This window comes from Streptomyces flavotricini (genome assembly GCF_020639365.1).
GTDB lineage: Bacteria > Actinomycetota > Actinomycetes > Streptomycetales > Streptomycetaceae > Streptomyces > Streptomyces flavotricini.
On record NZ_JAINUL010000001.1, the window covers coordinates 3,169,171 to 3,187,842 of the forward strand.

The 18,672-nt window shown below is 71.4% G+C and carries 10 protein-coding genes; 5 read left to right on the top strand and 5 right to left on the bottom strand.

Translation table 11 applies throughout. The features are described 5' to 3' along the window. The first annotated feature begins 60 nt into the window (after positions 1-60). Positions 61-1,005: a GDP-L-fucose synthase family protein gene (locus tag K7B10_RS14030; RefSeq protein ID WP_229336392.1), complete on the top strand. Its 945-nt coding sequence runs from the start codon at positions 61-63 to the stop codon at positions 1,003-1,005. A gap of 29 nt (positions 1,006-1,034) precedes the next feature. On the opposite strand, the gene K7B10_RS14035 is transcribed toward K7B10_RS14030, so the two are convergent. Next, positions 1,035-2,522 (bottom strand): sugar transferase, encoded by a 1,488-nt coding sequence (locus tag K7B10_RS14035; RefSeq protein WP_229336393.1) that lies wholly within the window; start codon positions 2,520-2,522, stop codon positions 1,035-1,037. A 380-nt stretch (positions 2,523-2,902) separates the two neighbouring features. Between K7B10_RS14035 and K7B10_RS14040 the strand changes: the two genes are divergently transcribed. Then, positions 2,903-5,173 (top strand): M4 family metallopeptidase, encoded by a 2,271-nt coding sequence (locus K7B10_RS14040; protein ID WP_229336394.1) that lies wholly within the window; start codon positions 2,903-2,905, stop codon positions 5,171-5,173. A gap of 202 nt (positions 5,174-5,375) precedes the next feature. On the opposite strand, the gene K7B10_RS14045 is transcribed toward K7B10_RS14040, so the two are convergent. Together K7B10_RS14045 and K7B10_RS14050 are read right to left on the bottom strand one after the other, a co-directional pair. Beyond that, positions 5,376-5,819 (bottom strand): hypothetical protein, encoded by a 444-nt coding sequence (locus K7B10_RS14045; RefSeq protein WP_229336395.1) that lies wholly within the window; start codon positions 5,817-5,819, stop codon positions 5,376-5,378. Positions 5,820-5,985: 166 nt separating this feature from the next. Next, complete coding sequence (locus K7B10_RS14050; RefSeq protein ID WP_229336396.1) at positions 5,986-7,530, bottom strand: MFS transporter; 1,545 nt, start codon at positions 7,528-7,530, stop codon at positions 5,986-5,988. Between the two features lie 148 nt (positions 7,531-7,678). On the opposite strand from K7B10_RS14050, the gene K7B10_RS14055 reads away from it, so the two are divergent. Then, positions 7,679-8,701: an Lrp/AsnC family transcriptional regulator gene (locus tag K7B10_RS14055; RefSeq protein ID WP_229336397.1), complete on the top strand. Its 1,023-nt coding sequence runs from the start codon at positions 7,679-7,681 to the stop codon at positions 8,699-8,701. Positions 8,702-8,728: 27 nt separating this feature from the next. Here K7B10_RS14055 and glgP read toward each other — a convergent pair whose 3' ends face one another. Next, positions 8,729-11,383 carry an alpha-glucan family phosphorylase gene (glgP, locus tag K7B10_RS14060; protein ID WP_229336398.1) on the bottom strand — a complete coding sequence of 885 codons (2,655 nt, stop codon included), beginning with the start codon at positions 11,381-11,383 and terminating at the stop codon, positions 8,729-8,731. A gap of 221 nt (positions 11,384-11,604) precedes the next feature. Continuing rightward, positions 11,605-14,352 (bottom strand): PKD domain-containing protein, encoded by a 2,748-nt coding sequence (locus tag K7B10_RS14065; protein WP_229336399.1) that lies wholly within the window; start codon positions 14,350-14,352, stop codon positions 11,605-11,607. 526 nt (positions 14,353-14,878) lie between these two features. Between K7B10_RS14065 and K7B10_RS14070 the strand changes: the two genes are divergently transcribed. Both K7B10_RS14070 and treS read left to right on the top strand, forming a co-directional pair. Beyond that, entirely contained in the window at positions 14,879-16,873 is a 1,995-nt protein-coding gene (locus tag K7B10_RS14070; RefSeq protein WP_229336400.1) for an alpha-1,4-glucan--maltose-1-phosphate maltosyltransferase, read from the top strand. Next, the gene (treS, locus tag K7B10_RS14075; RefSeq protein ID WP_229336401.1) at positions 16,870-18,564 is read left to right on the top strand and encodes a maltose alpha-D-glucosyltransferase; all 1,695 of its coding nucleotides are present in this window, start codon (positions 16,870-16,872) and stop codon (positions 18,562-18,564) included. The genes K7B10_RS14070 and treS overlap by 4 nt, the downstream gene beginning before the upstream one ends. Positions 18,565-18,672 lie beyond the last annotated feature (108 nt).

The following is an 18,672-nucleotide window of genomic DNA, read 5'->3' on the forward strand; positions in this document are numbered from 1 at the left end:
CTCGTCCGGCGGCCGGACCTCGTCGGCGGCCCGCGGCTGCGGACTGGCATCATCGGCGGTATGACAAGTTCGCTGCCGCTCCTGCCCCCGAACGCCCGCGTCTTCGTCGCGGGCCACCGCGGCCTCGTGGGCTCCGCGGTCGCCCGCCGGCTCACCGCCGACGGCCACGAGGTGCTCACCCGGGGCCGTGCCGACCTCGACCTGCGCGACGCCGCCGCCACGGAGGCGTACCTGAAGGACGTCCGCCCCGACGCCGTCGTGCTGGCCGCCGCCAAGGTCGGCGGGATCATGGCCAACAGCACCTACCCGGTGCAGTTCCTGGAGGACAACCTCAAGATCCAGCTCAGCGTCATCGGCGGCGCGCACGCCGCCGGGGTCGGCCGCCTGCTGTTCCTGGGCTCCTCCTGCATCTACCCGAAGCTGGCCCCGCAGCCCATCAGCGAGGACGCCCTGCTGACGGGCCCGCTGGAGCCGACCAACGAGGCGTACGCGCTGGCGAAGATCGCCGGCATCGTCCAGGTCCAGTCGTACCGGAAGCAGTACGGGGCCTCGTACATCTCGGCGATGCCGACGAACCTCTACGGCCCGGGCGACAACTTCGACCTGGAGACCTCGCACGTGCTGCCCGCCCTGATCCGGCGCTTCCACGAGGCGGCCGCCGAGGGGCGCGAGGAGGTCACCCTGTGGGGCAGCGGCACCCCGCGCCGCGAGTTCCTGCACGTGGACGACCTCGCGGCCGCCTGTGCGGTGCTGTTGAACGGCTACGACGGGGACGAGCCGGTCAACATCGGCTGCGGCGACGACCTCACCATCAAGGCCCTCGCCGAGACCGTCGCCGAGGTGACCGGCTTCCGCGGCCGGCTCGCCTGGGACACGTCCAAGCCGGACGGCACGCCGCGCAAGCTCCTCGACGTCACCCGCCTGACCTCGCTGGGCTGGAAGCCGGAGATCGGGCTGCGGGACGGCATCGCCGCCACCTACCGGTGGTGGCGCGAGCAGGGCTGAGCGCGGGTGCCGAGGCTCCAAGGCACTCCCTAGTACGCTCCGCGGCCGTCGACGACGGCGCGGAGGGTACGGCCCATGACGTCGACGTCACTGGTGAAGGACCAGTTGTCGACGTACTGAAGGTCGAGCTGGATCGTCTCGTCCCAGGAGAGGTCCGAGCGCCCGCTGATCTGCCACAGACCGGTCATGCCGGGCCGCACGGTGAGCCGGCGCAGTTCGACCTCGTCGTACTGGGCCACCTCCTCCGGCAGCGGCGGCCGCGGGCCGACCAGGGACATGTGCCCGCTGAGCACGTTGAACAGCTGGGGCAGTTCGTCCATGGAGGTACGGCGCAGCAGCCGGCCCACCCGGGTCACCCGGGGATCGCGGCGGATCTTGAACATCAGGCCGTCGTTCTCGTTGGCCCCGGACAGCTCGTTCTTGAGCCGGTCCGCGTCCACGACCATGGTGCGGAACTTCCACATGACGAACGGGACCCCGTCGCGCCCTATGCGCCGCTGGCGGTAGAACGCCGGACCGCGTGAGCCGAGCCGGATCGCCAGGACGATGCCGAGGAAGACGGGCGAGAGCAGGAGCAGCCCGACGGCGGCCCCGGTGCGGTCGAGGACCGACTTGAGCACGGTCTGCACGCCGCGGCCCACCGGCGGCGCCACCCGCAGCACGGCGAGCCCGCCCGCGGAGAGGGTCTCCAGCCGCTTGACGGAAACCTCCACGAGCCCGGGGAAGACGGCGAGTTCCAGCCCCGCGTCGTGCAGCGCCCAGGCGACCTTGCGCAGCCGCTCCCCCGAGATCCGCGCGCCCGGGGCGACCAGGACGAGGTCGGCGTGGTGGCTGCGGACGGCGCCGAGCACGGCGGTCGAGTCCGCGTTCGGCGCCTCGGGCGCGCTCTCGTCGAGCCGTGCCGCGACGGGCACCCCGCCCTCGAGCGGGCCGGCGCCGACCGGCACCACGCCGACGACGACGTAGGGATGGTCGGTGCGCGCGGCCAGGTGCTCGATGACGGCTCCGGCCGCGCCGGGTTCGCCGACCACCAGGACGCGGCTGACGGCGTGCGCCTCGCGGCGGGCCGCCGAGAGGTGGCGGTAGGTCAGCTTGTGGCAGGCCACGGTGACGAGGAGGGCGGGCAGCAGGGCGCCGAGCGCGGACAGCCGCGGGGTGCTCTCGCCGGTCACCACGCGGGCCACGGCCAGGACACCGATGAGAATCAGCCAGTCATGCAGGACGGGCAGCACTCCGCGCGATTCTCCCAGCGCTCGGGAGGCGTAGCGGCGGCGCACCGCCTGCACCCCGGTCCAGGCGAGGGCCGCGCCGAGGGCGCAGTACACCGGCCGGACCTGCTGCGCCGCCTGGAAGACCAGCCCTACGGGGACCGCGGCGCCGAGGAAGTCGGCCGTGAGGGCGGCCGGGAGGTACCAGCGGGCCTTGTCGCCGATCCGCCTCACCGGGGCGGCCGCGAGGCCCGCGGACGCCGCCGCGGCTCCGGCCAGTCTTTGCGCAGGAAAATGGACATGCCTCATGGGCCCCCCTGGCACGTGGTCTATGACAGATGCGCGTGCCCGCGGCTTCCCCTGGCTACGAACAACTGGCGCACCGGGAAACAGTACGACAAACGCCCGTACGACAAATGCCGATTGCTCGAACGGGACCTCTTGTTGCGCAAGTGTTAGCAACCGGTACCAACCGTTCCAGATATCGAACCCCCCTTTCGCACGCGAAGGTGAATGGTTCGGATACCGGATACGTCTCATCGGTCAACGAACCGTTTCCAGCCAACCTTTTGACGCGACCCTGACATTGACGTCGCCAGCTGGCACTCTTCGATCCGTTCTTCGCACCAGCCTGCTCTGCCCGGAGGCCCACCCAGCTCTCCGGCACCCCCTTGCAGAAGGAGTCTGCGTTGAGTCACACCCCCCACAGGCGTGCCACCGCGGCCGGCGCTCTCGTTGCCGCCGCCGCACTGCTCGCCGTCGGCATCCAGGCCGGCACCGCCTCCGCCGACGCCACCGCGTCGCAGGCACGCAACGCCGCTCAGCCCAACCCGGGCGCGGCCGCCGTCAATCTCAGTCCTTCCGAGCGTGCGACGCTCATATCCGACGCCAACTCGACCACCGTCCAGGCGGCCAAGGCCCTCGGCCTCGGCGAGCAGGAGAAGCTGGTCGTACGCGACGTCGTCAAGGACGCCGACGGCACCACGCACACCACGTACGAGCGCACCTACGGCGGACTCCCCGTACTCGGCGGCGACCTGACGGTCCACGCCAAGGCCGGCGTCACCAAGAGCATCACCCGGGCGACCAACCACGAGATCAAGGTCGCCGACACCACGGCCACGGTCACCCCGTCCGCCGCCGAGGGCCAGGCCGTCTCCGCGGCGAACTCCGAGGGCTCCAAGAACGCCAAGGCGTCCAAGAACGCCCGCAAGGTGATCTGGGCCGCCGAGGGCGCCCCCGTCCTCGCCTACGAGACCGTCGTCGGCGGCCTCCAGGACGACGGCACCCCGAGCGAGCTGCACGTGGTCACCGACGCCAAGACCGGCGCGAAGATCACCCAGTGGCAGGCCATCGAGACCGGCACCGGCAACACCATGTACAGCGGCCAGGTCACGATGGGCACCTCGCAGTCGGGCAGCAACTACACGCTGAACGACGCAGGGCGCGGCAACCACAAGACGTACGACCTCAACGGCGGCAGCTCCGGCACCGGCAGCCTGTTCACCAACACGACCGACGTGTGGGGCAACGGCGCCGCGTCCAACCGCGCGACCGCAGGCGCCGACGCGCACTACGGCGCACAGCTGACGTGGGACTACTACAAGAACGTGCACGGCCGCAACGGCCTGCGCAACGACGGCGTGGCCCCGTACAGCCGGGTCCACTACGGCAACGCGTACGTGAACGCGTTCTGGGACGACTCCTGCTTCTGCATGACGTACGGCGACGGTACGAGCAACACGCACCCGCTGACGTCGATCGACGTGGCCGCCCACGAGATGACCCACGGCCTCACCTCGGTCACCGGCAACATGACCTACAGCGGTGAGCCCGGCGGCCTGAACGAGGCGACCTCGGACATCATGGCTGCGGCCGTCGAGTTCTACGCCAACAACCCGCAGGACGTCGGCGACTACCTGGTCGGCGAGAAGATCGACATCAACGGCGACGGCACCCCGCTGCGCTACATGGACAAGCCGAGCAAGGACGGCGGCTCCAAGGACTCGTGGTACTCGGGCATCGGCGGCATCGACGTCCACTACTCCTCGGGCCCGGCCAACCACGTCTTCTACCTGATGTCCGAGGGCTCCGGCGCCAAGGTCATCAACGGCGTGAGCTACAACTCGCCGACCTCCGACGGCCTCCCGGTCACCGCGATCGGCCGTGACGCCGCCGCGAAGATCTGGTTCCGCGCGCTGACGGTGGGCTACTTCAAGTCGAACACCAACTACGCGGCCGCCCGTACGGCGACCCTCCAGGCCGCCGCCGACCTGTACGGGGCGAACTCGGTCACGTACAACAACGTGGCCAACGCCTGGGCCGCCATCGCCGTCGGCGCCCGGCCGCCGCAGTCCGGCGTCTCGGTCACCGCGATCCCGAACCAGACCACCCAGATCAACACCGCCGTGAGCCTTCAGGTCCAGGCGACCAGCACCAACCCGGGTGCGCTCAGCTACGCGGCCACCGGCCTCCCGGCCGGCCTGTCGATCAACTCCTCGACCGGTCTGATCTCGGGCACGGCCACCACCGCGGGCACGTCCAACGTGACCGTGACGGTGACCGACTCGGCGAGCAAGACGGGCACGACGTCCTTCACCTGGACCGTCGGCACGTCCCAGCAGAACGTGTTCGAGAACACGAACGACTACGCGATCGCCGACAACGCGACGGTCGAGTCCCCGATCACGGTGACCCGCACCGGCAACGCGCCGAGCACCCTCAAGGTGGACGTCAACATCCTCCACACCTACATCGGTGACCTGAAGGTCGACCTGGTCGCCCCTGACGGCAGCGTCTACAACCTGCACAACCGCTCCGGCGGCAGCGCGGACAACATCGTCAAGAGCTACACGGTCGACGCCTCGTCCGAGGTGGCCCAGGGCGTCTGGAAGCTCCGGGTCAGCGACAACGCGAGCCTGGACACCGGCAAGATCGACAGCTGGAAGCTCACCTTCTGACCCCTCCGGGGCAGGTGGAGCCAGACGGCTGACCCACTGAAAACGCGGGGCCGTCCGGGAGAGACCCTCCCGGGCGGCCCTGTTCCACGTACCCCCGCCGCACTGCTGGACGGGCACCGGCCGGCGGCGGGAGTGCTCTGACGGGTGAGGGTCCGGCCCCCTCGGGGGCCGGACCCTCACCCGTGCTCGGCGGACCGGGAGGTCAGCCGTCGTTCCGGAAGGCGGAGCGGAAGTCGTCGTCGTCCCAGCGCGAATCGCCGCAGCCGCCCCGGCGGAAGTCGTCGCGGCAGTCGTCATGGTGGCTGCGGACCGGCACGAACGTCACCGAGAGGACCTCGACGTTGTACACGGTGTCCCCCGGCTGCAGCTCGCGCTCCACCCGGCCGCCGCACCCGCGGTTCGGGTAGAGCAGGGCCCGCGACTCGGTGCCGTTGTGCACCGCCGTCGCGGGCCGGTTGCGCGAGGTGTCGGTCAGCTCGTAGCAGGTGTCGTTGTCCGCCGGGCGGATCTGTGCCCGCTCGTCGTTGTCGATGATGTACTGCAGCCGGCCGAGGTCGTCGTGGCCACCGGCCAGCGAGGGGCCGGCGGTCGGCAGGACGAGGGCGAGGGCGCCGAGCAGCGCTGCGGCGGTCGGGCGAAGACGCATGGGGAGGCAGTCCGTTCTGTGGGCACGGGATGCCCGTCCGGTGGCACCCAGCGGGCGAAGTCGGGAGCGGTATTCCACGCCGGAGCACTGCGCCATGCGCAACACGTTCGAAGGTTCACCCTCCCGGCCCGGCCACCTTCACCCGTACGGCCCCGCCCACCGCCCGCTACGCGGACGCGCGTTCGAATGCCGAGGGGTCCCCGGCGGCCGGACCGGGGACCGGGGTCGCCGCCCGGGCCTGGGCCCGCGCGGGAGCCGGTGCCTTCGTACGGACCAGCACCAGGACCAGCAGCGCCCCCGCCAGCCCCATCAGCCCCGAGGTCAGGAACGTCCCGCGCAGTCCGCTCGCGAAGGCCTCCTCGACCCAGACCCGTGCGGCCGGACCCGTCGCCAGCAGCTGCCCGGCCCGCCCGGAGGCCAACGCCTCGGCCGTGCCGTGGCCTTGGCCGGAGCCGGCGAGCCCGTCCCGCAGCCCGGCCTGGAAGACCGCGCCGAGCACCGCGACCCCGAGGGCCATGCCCAGCTGCCGCGCGGTGTTCAGGGCCCCGCCGGCCATGCCCGCCCGGGCCGGGGTCACGGCCCCCATCGCGGCGGCGGCCAGGGCCGGGGTCGCCATGCCCACTCCGAGCCCGGTCACCACCAGCCCCGGGACCAGGACCGACCAGCCGTCGCCCGCGTCCGTCATCCAGGCCTGGAGCAGCGCGCCCGCCCCGATCAGCAGCATCCCGCCGCCGATGGTCAGCCGCGCCGGGGCTCCGTGCAGCAGCCGCCCGGCCACCGCGGAGACGGCGAACGAGGAGATGCTCAGCGGCACCAGCACCAGGCCGGCGGAGACCGGGCCCATCCCCTCCGCGGACTGCAGCCACAGGGAGACGTACATCAGGTACGAGAAGGCCGCGCCCGACAGCAGCAGCGCCCCGGCCATGACGCCGACGAAGGAGCGGCTGCGGAACAGCGAGAGGTCCAGCATGGGGCGGGGGCTGCGCAGTTCGACGAGGACGAACGCGGCGAAGGCGGCCACGCCGAGACCGAGGAGGCCGAGGGTGGCGGCGCCGGTCCAGCCGTTCTCGCCGACCCGGATCAGGGCGTAGGTGACGGCCGCGGCCCCGGTGGTGAACGCGGCCATGCCGGGCAGGTCGAGGCCCTTGGCGTGGGGGTCACGGGATTCGGCGACCGACTTCAGCGTCACGTACACGGCCAGGGCGCAGACGGGGAGGTTGATGAAGAAGATCCAGCGCCAGCCGAAGTGCTGGGTGAGCAGCCCGCCGATGATCGGGCCGGCCGCGGCGGCGGCCCCGTTGACCGCGCCCCAGACCCCGAAGGCGACCCCGCGGTCACGGCCCTGGTAGGCGCTGCTGAGCAGGGCCATGGTGGTGGCGAACATCGCGGCGCCACCGATGCCCTGGACGGTGCGGAAGGCGATCAGCGCGGCCGGGCCGCCGGCCAGCCCGCAGGCGAGGGAGGCGGCGGCGAAGAGGGCGAGCCCGCCGAGGTAGACGCGGCGGCGGCCGATCCGGTCGGCGAGGGAGCCGGCGCCGAGCAGCAGGGCGGCGAGGGCCAGGGCGTAGCCGTCGACGACCCACTGGAGTCCGGAGAAGGAGGTGTGCATGTCGGCGGCCATGTCGGGCAGGGCGACCATCACGATCGTGACGTCGACCAGGAGCATGAACGCCCCGAGGCACACCGCGGTCAGCGGGAGCCATTTGCGCATGGGAGAACTCCTCGGGACCCGGAGGCCCGGCAGGGGGTGGTGGTGGGGTGGCGGTGGCTCCAAACTCCCACCCGGACGGCCGATCCCCCACCCAGACCCTCCCGGCTGCCGGATTTCACTCTTCGGATCCCCTGTCATGATGGAATCCATGACCACGCCCGTGCAGCTGGACGGCCTCGACCGCGCCCTGATGCAGGCCCTGATGATCGACGGACGGGCCGCCTTCAGCAGGATCGCCGAGGTCCTGGAGGTCTCCGACCAGACGGTGGTGCGCCGCTACCGCCGGCTGCGCACCTCGGGCCTGCTCCGGGTGATCGGGCTGCCGCTGGGCAACCGCGTCGGGCTCTTCGAATCCTGGCTGCGGGTGCAGTGCGCGCCGGACGCCGCGCTCGCGGTGGCCGAGGCGCTGGCCCGGCGGCCGGACATCTCCTGGGTGAAGCTCGGCTCGGGCGGCACCGAGATCCACTGCCTGACCAAGGCCCGCACCCGCCAGGACCGCGACGGCCTGCTCCTGGACAAGCTGCCGCGCACCCGCCGGGTGACCGGGGTCAGCGCCCACACCATCCTGCGGGTGTACATCGGCGGCCCGGCGCAGTGGTCCGGCCTCGACGTGCTGCGGCCCGAGCAGATCGCGGCGCTGGACCGGCCGGCGGCCCGGCCCCCCGTGGCGGCCGGGCCGGAGCGCGAACGGTACGTCCTGGACGAGGCCGAGCACGCGCTGCTGGCCGTGCTGGCCCAGGACGGCCGGGCCGGCTATCCGGAGCTGGCCCGGGCCTCGGGCCTGTCGGAGTCGACCGCGCGCCGCCGGCTGGAGCGGCTGCGCGAGCTGCGGGCGCTCTACTTCGACGTGGAGTTCGTCCCCTCGGCCCTGGGCTTCGAGGCGGAGGCGACGCTGACGCTGACCGCGGCCCCGGCCCGGCTGGCGGAGGTGGGCGCCGCGCTGGCCGCCCACCCGGAGGTGCCCTTCGCGGCCGCGGTGACCGGCACGGCCAATCTGATGGCGGTGGTGGTGTGCCGCGACACCGACGCGCTGTACACGTACATGACCGAGCGGATCGGCGCGGTGCCCGGCATCCAGCACGTGGAGGTGATCCCGACCCTGCGCAACATCAAGCGGGCCGGGATGCTGGTGGAGGGCGGGCGGCTGGTCGATCCGCCGCCCGCCCCCTGAACCGCGGAGCCCTGCGGGCCCCGGCGGCTAGCGCAGGAGGACACCGCCCCCCGGGCCCGCGTCACGGGCCGCTTCGGTCTCCACCGGGGCCGCGACCAGCCCCAGTTCGGCCGGCGTCGCCAGCATCGGGTGTGCGGGCAGGATCCGTACGGTGTAGCCGTAGGGCCCCGTACGGTCGAGGGCGAGCGGGCCCTCGTACATCCAGCGCCCCTCCAGGTCCGGGCCGGCGGTGGGCTTGAGCGGGAAGGACCGCCCGTCGCGGATCACGTCCTGCGGATCCACCCGCCCCGCGACGGCCTGCACCTCGACGTCCTCGGGGGTGAGCGCGTCCAGCGCCACCCGCACCCGCAGCGTGAGCGTGGCCCCGAGCTCGGCGGTGCCGTTCACCGGGGCCGCGGCCAGCGCCTCCACGTGCTCGACGGCGACCCGCGGCCAGGCCGCCCGGACCCGTCCCTTCCACCAGGCCAGGTCCCGTGCCGCGTCCGCGTCCAGGGCCCGGTGGGAGCGCGCGGCCGGCGCGTACAGCCGCTCCACGTACTCCCGCACCATGCGACCCGCGAGCACCTTGGGACCCAGTGAAACGAGGGTGCGCCGGACCATCTCGATCCACCGCACCGGCAGTCCGCTGCGGTCGGCCCGGTCGTAGAACCGCGGCGCGACCCGGTCCTCGATCAACTCGTAGAGGGCGCCGGCCTCCAGGTCGTCGCGCCGGTCCTCGTCCGTCCCGAGGCCGTCGGCCGTCGGGATGGCCCAGCCGAAGTCCGGTTCGAACCACTCGTCCCACCAGCCGTCCAGCACGGACAGGTTGAGGCAGCCGTTGAGCGCCGCCTTCATCCCGCTGGTCCCGCAGGCCTCCAGCGGCCGCAGCGGATTGTTCAGCCAGACGTCGCAGCCCGGGTAGAGCTTCTGCGCCATGGCCATGCCGTAGTCGGGCAGGAAGACGATCCGGTGCCGCACCCGCGGATCGTCCGAGAACCGCACCAGCTCCTGGACGAGCCGCTTGCCCCCGTCGTCGGCCGGGTGGGCCTTGCCGGCGACGACGATCTGCACGGGCCGGTCCGGGTCGAGCAGCAGCGCGCGCAGCCGCTCGGGGTCGCGCAGCATCAGCGTGAGCCGCTTGTACGAGGGCACGCGCCGGGCGAACCCGATGGTGAGCACGTCCGGGTCGAGCACGGAGTCCACCCAGCCGAGTTCGGCCTCCGCGGCCCCGCGCTGGAGCCACGAGGCCCGCAGCCGGTCGCGCACCTCCTGCACCAGCTGCTCGCGCAGCACGCGCCGCAGGTCCCAGATGTCCTGGTCTCCGATGTCGGCGACCGCGTCCCAGCGCTGGGAGCCGCCCACCGACAGCGCGTCCTCGGTGCGCCCTGCGCCGATCTGGCGGACGCCGAGGCGGACCACCTCGGGGGCCACCCAGGTCGGGGCGTGCACGCCGTTGGTCACGGAGGTGATCGGCACGTCCGCCGGGTCGAAGCCCGGCCACAGCCCGGCGAACATGCCGCGGCTGACCGCCCCGTGCAGGGTGGAGACCCCGTTGGCCCGCTGGGCCAGCCGCAGCCCCATCACCGCCATGTTGAAGACCCCGGGGTCGCCGCCGGGATAGGACTCGGCGCCCAGTTCCAGGATCCGGTCGACCGGCAGGGCGGCCAGCTCCGCTCCGGGCCCGAAGTGCCGGGCGACGAGGGCCCGCTCGAAGCGGTCGATGCCGGCGGGCACCGGCGTGTGCGTCGTGAACACGGTCCCGGCGCGCACCGCCTCGACGGCGGCCTCGAAGCCGAGCCCCTGCTCCCCTTCCAGTTCCCTTATGCGTTCGAGCCCGAGGAAGCCGGCGTGTCCCTCGTTCGTGTGGAACACCTCGGGGTCGGGATGTCCGGTGATCCCGCAGTACGCGCGCACTGCGCGCACGCCTCCGATGCCGAGCAGCATCTCCTGGAGGAGGCGGTGGTCGCTGCCGCCTCCGTAGAGCCGGTCGGTCACCTCGCGGGCGCCGGCGTCGTTGTCCTCGACGTCGGAGTCGAGGAGCAGGAGCGGGACGCGGCCGACGCGGGCCTGCCAGATGTGTGCGTGCAGGGCGCGGCCGCCCGGCAGGCTCAGGGTCACCCGGGCCGGTGCCCCCTCGCCGTCGCGCAGGAGGGAGACGGGGAGCTCGTTGGGGTCGAGGACGGGATAGTGCTCCTGCTGCCAGCCGTCGCGGGAGAGCGACTGGCGGAAGTAGCCGTGCCGGTAGAGAAGTCCCACTCCGATGAGGGGGACGCCGAGGTCGCTGGCGGCCTTGAGGTGGTCCCCGGCGAGGATGCCGAGCCCGCCGGAGTACTGCGGCAGGGCGGCGGTGATCCCGAACTCGGGCGAGAAGTAGGCGATCCCTGCGGGCAGCTCGGCATGGTCCTCGTGACTCTGGTACCACCTCCCGCCGTGGACGTAGTCGTCGAGGTCGGCGGCGACGACGGCGAGCCGGCGCAGGAACCGCCGGTCGCCGGCCAGTTCCTCGAGCCGGGGTGCGGAGACCGCGCCGAGCAGCCGGACGGGATCGCCGCCGGCGGCCTGCCAGCCCTCGGGGTCGACGGATTGGAAGAGTTCACGGGTCTCGGTATGCCACGACCAGCGCAGATTGCGCGCGAGATCGGCAAGCGGAAGCAATGGTTCCGGGAGGACGGGGCGCACGGTGAATCGACGGATAGCCTTCACACGTTCTACCTTCGCAGGCGATTGCGGATCGAAGCGGCCGCACCACGCTGTGCGTCCGCGCATCACCCCGGGAAGGCTAGCCTCACCGGGGCCCCGCCTGCCACGGTGCCTCCGGCGCCGGACGCACCGCCTCCAACGCCGCCGCCCCGGACGCCCCGTGCGGTGCACGGGCGCCCGGGGCGGCGGGTGTTGCGCGTCGGTGACGGTGTTCCCGCCGCCGGTCAGCCCTGGGTGAAGTAGCCGAGCAGGTCGGTGATCACGTGGGTGCTGCCGCCGTAGCTGTTCCAGACGGACACGCGGCCGCCGTCGCCGACCGGGGTGGTGACGTGGTTGGGGACGGTGTCGCCGGGGCGGGTGTTGAGGCTGCTCGCGCCCGGGCGGGTGGTGCCGTACGCGTACACGGTGAGGAAGCCGGGGCCGGTGGAGTCGGTCGCGGTGACGTTCAGCGCGGCGCCGACGGCGCCCTCGGGCAGACCGGTCACCGTGGTGGTGGCGCCGGGGGCCGGCTTGCCGGTGGTGCGGGTGTCGGCGAGGCGGCGCGGGACGACGGGGGTGAAGAGTGCCTTGGCGTCCTTGGCGTACCAGCCGACGGCGTCGAGGATCAGGTGGGTGGAGCCGGTGTTGGTGTAGAGGGTGATGGTGCCGTCGGGGCCGACGGGGACGATGGCCTGGTTCGACTTGTCCTTGCCGGGCTCCAGGTTGAGGTTCGAGGTCGCGGGCCGCTTGTCCGGGTCGGCGTAGGCGATGACGTGGGCGTTCTCGGTGGAGCCGGTACCGGTCAGGTTGAAGGCGACGGCCGTGGCGTCGGCGGGGATCCCGTTCACCCCGGCGACCTTCACCGTGCGGGTCTGACCGCCGCCCAGCGCGCCGCCCGCGGTGCGGGTGTCGACGACGCGGGTCGGCGTGATCGGGGAGAACCGCTGGCCGATGCCGGGCTGGTAGTAGCCGACGAAGTCCACGACCAGCGCGGCCTTGCCGGAGTTGAGCTGCGCGGAGACCTTGCCGTCGGCGCCGACCGGGACGGTGACGGTGTTGGCGGAGGTGCCGCCCGCCCTGACGTTGACGTTCGAGGTGGCGGGGCGGGGCTGGCCCGAGGGCCAGACGCTGAGGTGGGTGTCCTCGGTGGCACCGGTGACGGTCACGTTCAGGACGGCCGCGGCCATGCTGCCGGACAGGACGTGGTCCGGCACGGTGATCCCGACCGGCAGCGTCACCGCGGTGGGGCTCCCGCCCCAGAGAACGGTGCCGTTGGCACGCGTGTCCAGCAGCCGGAACGGCGCCGTGGCGACGTAGCCGGACGGCGCGTAGTCGACCTTCACGCTCCGCGTGGCCGTGGACGTGGCCCCCTTCACGTCGCGGACCGTGAACGTGACCTTGTACTCACCGGGCCGGGCGTAGGTGTGACTCGTGCCGGACAGCCCGGTCTGGTGCGAGGTGGCGCCGTCACCGAAGTCGAAGTCCACGCTCTCCACCGGCCAGGGCGTGACGGAGGCCGCGGTCTTGACGTCCACGCTCAGCGGAGGGGTGTGGCCGATCGGGTTGTCCGAGGTCGGCAGAACCGGATCCACGGCGAGGGCAGCGGTGAGCGGACCGGCCGCGGTCACGTTCGTCGACTTGGCGTCGGACACCGTCTCCCCGGCGCCCGAGACGGCCGACACCTTGACCGCGCACCACGCACAGGGCGCGCTGTAGACGTGCTCGGCCGTGGTCGCCCTCGTCACGGTGGGGGCCGTGCCGTCGCCGAAGTCGTAGTGGAACGTCAGCGCGCCCGGCCACCGGTTGTCCGCGGTGGCCGTCGCCTTCACCGTGGTGCCCACCGGCGCCCAGTACGGGTCGAGGTCCAGCCGGACGCCCTTCAGGTAGTCCTGGGTCTCGCGGGCTCCGCGGTCCAGGTACCCGCCGTCCTTGCCGGTGTTCGGGACGCGGGGGTCGTCGGTGGCGGGCTTCCCGTGGATGTCGGTGGGCAGGACGCCCGGAGCGGTCGCGTCGGCGGAGTCGATGGTGGGCGAACCGTCCATCGCACCGACCTTGTAGCCGTCGGGGGCCAGGATGTCGTGTGCACCCTGGCCGGTCGCGGACTGGAAGGCCGCCGGGCTCGGGTAGGCCTTGCCGGCCCAGGTGTACGGGTTCACCGCCGGCGTTCCGTGGCCGCTGAACACGTTGTAGTCCACTCGCGTGCCCTCGGCCGCACTCTGCGACACGTCGACGCCGCCCCGCGGACCCGCCGACCGGCAGCCACTGTGGGTGGACTCACTGAAGATCACATTGTTGAACAGTGCGGAGCCGGTCGAGGCGCCGCCGAACGACACGGTCGCCCCGCAGAGGGCGGAGAAGTCGTTGTTGGTGATGACCGTGCCGGGCGCGTCCACCACCGCCACGTTGCTCGACCCCAGGGTTCCGTTGAGCTCGTTGCGGCTGAGGACGGTACCCCGCGCGCCGCCCTCGACCCGGACCCCCCACACCGAGCCGCGGGTGAAGCGCACGTCCGCGCTCCCTTCCCCGATGACGAGGCCGTCGAGCTCACCCCCGCCGCTCTGGATCCGGTCCAGCTCGACGTCGGTGGACCGGGAGACCCGGATGCCGTCGCCGACGTACATGCCGCGCACCACCACGTGGCCCGCACCGGTGAGGGTCAGGCCCTTGCCGAGATCCACCCGGCTGTAGCCGTCCGCCGCACCGGACACGAAGGCGATCGGCTTGCCGGGCTCGCCGGAACGGTCGATGGTGACGGCCTCGTCGTACGGCTGGCCCGGATCGATCCGCACCGTCTGGCCCGGCCCTACGATCCGGGCCGCCGCGGAGATCGTGCAGAACGGGGCGGCCTGTGCGCCGGACCCCGTGTCCGAGCAGTTGGCGTCGGACTTGTTGACGTAGAGCGTGGCCGGCGCATCGGCGGCCGCGGCGGCCGGTACACCGAGAAGGGTGACGAGCCCCGCGGTGAGCAGGACCACCATACGAGTGGGACGCAACAGAGACGATCCTTCAAAAAAAGTGAAGTGGATTCAGGACATTCCGGCAGCCGGAAGCGCGTACGGAACCCACTGAGACGGGCCTCATGATCCTCCCTGCGGGCAGCGCTGTCACTCCGGATAATCCGCCCTCACCGCCCCAAATACCCACTCAGCGAAGGGGCTCCTGGTGTCACTGCGACGGGCGTGTCAGGACGTACATCCGTTAGTCCCGACCGACTTGACTGAGCCTCGGCAGATGTCGGCCAAGACCTTGGTCCGGGCCGCGCGACTACGTACGAGTAGTTAACCGGGGGACCTGATTGAGCGGGGTGAGAGTGGGCAGGGCTCCCCGCGTACACGCACGGCACCCCGCCCCACCACCTCTCCCGCCACCCGAGTGAACGCGGACAGGAGCGGCCATGCCCGCAGCCCAGCCGTCTTCTGAGCGGCTAGAAACAGAGCGAACAGAGCGTGCACGACCAGCCGGTGCTCCGGCTGGACTGTTGTCACCGAGCCCTGCGAACTGCCCCCAGGTGATCCCATCATGATCGGTCGCATTCCCGTGCTGGACGTCCGCCCCGCCGTCGACTGCGGGGCCAGACCCGCCAAGGCGGTCGTGGAAGAGGTCTTCGAGATCTCCGCCACCGTATTCCGCGAGGGCCACGACGCCGTCGCCGCCCATGTCGTGCTCCGCGACCCCAGCGGGCGGCTGCGGCCCCCCGTGCCGATGCGCGAACTGGCGCCCGGCACCGACCGGTGGGGTGCCCGGGTCTCCGCCGAGGTCGAGGGGAGGTGGACGTACACCGTCGAGGCGTGGAGCGACCCGGTCGGCACCTGGCAGGCCCACGCCGCCATCAAGATCCCCGCCGGCATCGACCCCGGGCTCACCCTGCTCGAAGGAGCCGAGCTCTACGAGCGGGCCGGCTCCAGGATCCCGAAGAAGGACGGCCGCGAGCACGTCCTGGCCGCCGCCGAGGCCATGCGCGACGAGGACCGCCCGGTGTCGCTGCGGTACTCCGCCGCCCTCGCGGCCCCGGTCCTGGCCGCCCTCGCCCGGCGTCCGTACCGGGAGCTGGTCACCGCCTCCAAGGCGCTGCCGCTGGTCGTGGAGCGCAAGCGGGCCCTCTTCGGCTCCTGGTACGAGATGTTCCCGCGCTCCGAGGGCGCCGTCGTCGAGCCCGGCGAGGAGCCCGTGAGCGGAACGCTGCGGACCGCCGCCGAACGGCTGCCGGCCATCGCCGCGATGGGGTTCGACGTGGTGTACCTGCCGCCGATCCATCCCATCGGCAGCACCTACCGCAAGGGCCCGAACAACACCCTGTCGGCCGGAAGTTGGGACCCCGGGGTGCCGTGGGCCATCGGCTCCACCGAGGGCGGCCACGACGCCGTGCACCCCGAGCTCGGAACGATCGAGGACTTCGACGCCTTCGTCGCCCGCGCCCGTGAGCTGCGCATGGAGATCGCGCTCGACTTCGCGCTCCAGTGCTCGCCGGACCACCCCTGGGTGGAGAAGCACCCCGAGTGGTTCCGCCACCGGGCCGACGGGACGATCGCGTACGCCGAGAACCCGCCGAAGAAGTACCAGGACATCTACCCGATCCACTTCGACACCGACATGGCCGGTCTCGTACAGGAAACGGTCCGCATCCTCCGGTACTGGATGGACCACGGCGTCCGGATCTTCCGGGTGGACAATCCGCACACCAAGCCGGTCGTCTTCTGGCAGAAGGTGATCGCGGACATCAACAAGTCCGATCCCGACGTGATCTTCCTGGCGGAGGCCTTCACCCGGCCCGCCATGATGCGCGCGCTGGCGGCCATCGGCTTCCAGCAGTCGTACACGTACTTCACCTGGCGCAACACGAAGGCCGAGCTGACCGAATACCTGACCGAGCTCTCGGACGTCCGTTCCGCCTCCGTCATGCGGCCGAATTTCTTCGTCAATACGCCCGACATCCTCCACGAGTACCTCCAGCGGGGCGGCCGCCCGGCCTTCGAGGTGCGCGCCGTCCTCGCCGCCACCCTCTCCCCCACCTGGGGCGTCTACGCCGGGTACGAGCTGTGTGAGAACACCCCGGTCCGGGAGGGCAGCGAGGAGTACCTGAACTCCGAGAAGTACGAGTTCCGGCCGCGCGACTGGGCGGCCGCCGAGCGCGAGGGCCGCACGATCGCCCCGCTGATCACCGCGCTCAACCGGCTGCGCCGCCGCAACCCGGCGCTCCAGCAGCTGCGCGACATCCATTTCCACCCGACCGACAACGACCAGGTGATCGCCTATTCGAAGCACGCGGGCGCCAATTCCGTACTGGTGGTCGTCAACCTCGATCCGCACCACACCCAGGAGGCGACGGTCTCGTTGGACATGCCGGTACTCGGCCTCGACTGGCACGGGTCCCTCGCGGTGCGCGACGAGCTCACCGGCGAGACCTACCACTGGGGCAGGGCCAACTACGTACGCCTGGAGCCGGGCCGAACACCCGCACACGTACTCGCGGCTCTGCGACCGTCCCCGCCCACCGGAGGGTCACCCACCACATGATGATCAACGATCCCGTCCACGACACGTTCGAGGACACCCCCGCGAAGGACCGAGACCCCGACTGGTTCAAGCGGGCGGTCTTCTACGAGGTGCTCGTACGGTCCTTCCACGACAGCAACGGCGACGGCGTAGGAGACCTGAAGGGGCTCACCGCCAAGCTCGACTACCTCCAGTGGCTGGGCGTCGACTGCCTCTGGCTGCCGCCGTTCTTCGCCTCGCCTCTCCGTGACGGGGGCTACGACGTCGCGGACTACACGTCCGTGCTGCCCGAGTTCGGCGATCTCGCCGACTTCGTGGAGTTCGTGGACGCCGCGCACCACCGCGGCATGCGGGTGATCATCGACTTCGTCATGAACCACACGAGCGACCAGCACGAGTGGTTCCAGCAGTCGCGCAAGGACCCGGACGGTCCGTACGGCGACTACTACATGTGGGCCGACAACGACAAGCAGTACCAGGACGCCCGCATCATCTTCATCGACACCGAGACCTCCAACTGGACGTACGACCCGGTACGCAAGCAGTACTACTGGCACCGCTTCTTCTCGCACCAGCCGGACCTCAACTACGAGAACCCGGCCGTCGTGGAGGAGATCATCTCGGCGCTGCGCTTCTGGCTCGACCTCGGCATCGACGGCTTCCGGCTCGACGCCGTGCCCTACCTCTACGCCGAGGAGGGCACCAACTGCGAGAACCTGCCGCGCACCCACCGGCTCCTGAAGCGGGTCAGGGCCGAGATCGACGCGCACTACCCCGACACCGTGCTGCTCGCCGAGGCCAACCAGTGGCCCGAGGACGTCGTCGACTACTTCGGCGACTTCGCGAAGGGCGGGGACGAATGCCACATGGCCTTCCACTTCCCCGTCATGCCGCGCATCTTCATGGCCGTACGAAGAGAGTCGCGCTACCCCGTCTCCGAAATCCTGGCCAAGACCCCGGCGATCCCGGACCGCTGCCAATGGGGCATCTTCCTGCGCAACCACGACGAGCTCACCCTCGAGATGGTCACCGACGAAGAGCGCGACTACATGTACGCCGAGTACGCCAAGGACCCGCGGATGCGGGCCAACATCGGCATCCGGCGCCGGCTCGCCCCGCTCCTCGACAACGACCGCAACCAGATGGAGCTGTTCACGGCCCTGCTGCTGTCGCTGCCCGGCTCGCCGGTGCTCTACTACGGCGACGAGATCGGCATGGGCGACAACATCTGGCTCGGCGACCGCGACGGGGTGCGCACCCCGATGCAGTGGACCCCGGACCGCAACGCCGGTTTCTCCTCCTGCGATCCGGGCAGGCTGAACCTGCCGGTCATCATGGACCCGGTCCACGGGTACCAGGTCACCAATGTCGAGGCCGCGATGGCATCGCCCTCCTCACTGCTGCACTGGACCCGCAGGCTGATCGAGATCCGCAAGGCGAACCCGGCCTTCGGCCTCGGCTCGTACACCGAACTGCCCTCGTCCAACCCGGCGGTACTGGCTTTCCTCCGCGAGTACGGGGACGACTTGGTGCTGTGCGTGCACAACTTCTCGCGCTTCGCGCAGCCCACCGAGCTGGACCTGCGGTCGTTCAACGGGCGGGTTCCGGTGGAGCTCACGGGTGACGTGCGCTTCCCGCCGATCGGCGAATGGCCGTACCTGCTCACGATCGCGGGGCACGGCTTCTACTGGTTCCGCCTGCTGGGCGAATAGCCGCCGAGTACGGGGTGGGCGCGCGAATGGGTCAATCGCCCGCCCCTGTACGGATCATCCTGACCCGACACTCGTACACCACCGGAGAAGCAACTGACGCAATCCGGG

Bases quoted from the DNA above. Each gene is read 5' to 3' on its own strand.
- K7B10_RS14035 (WP_229336393.1), bottom strand. From the start codon at position 2,522: ATGAGGCATGTCCATTTTCCTGCGCAAAGACTGGCCGGAGCCGCGGCG.
- K7B10_RS14070 (WP_229336400.1), top strand. From the start codon at position 14,879: ATGATCGGTCGCATTCCCGTGCTGGACGTCCGCCCCGCCGTCGACTGC.
- K7B10_RS14045 (WP_229336395.1), bottom strand. From the start codon at position 5,819: ATGCGTCTTCGCCCGACCGCCGCAGCGCTGCTCGGCGCCCTCGCCCTC.
- K7B10_RS14050 (WP_229336396.1), bottom strand. From the start codon at position 7,530: ATGCGCAAATGGCTCCCGCTGACCGCGGTGTGCCTCGGGGCGTTCATG.
- K7B10_RS14030 (WP_229336392.1), top strand. From the start codon at position 61: ATGACAAGTTCGCTGCCGCTCCTGCCCCCGAACGCCCGCGTCTTCGTC.
- treS (WP_229336401.1), top strand. From the start codon at position 16,870: ATGATGATCAACGATCCCGTCCACGACACGTTCGAGGACACCCCCGCG.
- K7B10_RS14055 (WP_229336397.1), top strand. From the start codon at position 7,679: ATGACCACGCCCGTGCAGCTGGACGGCCTCGACCGCGCCCTGATGCAG.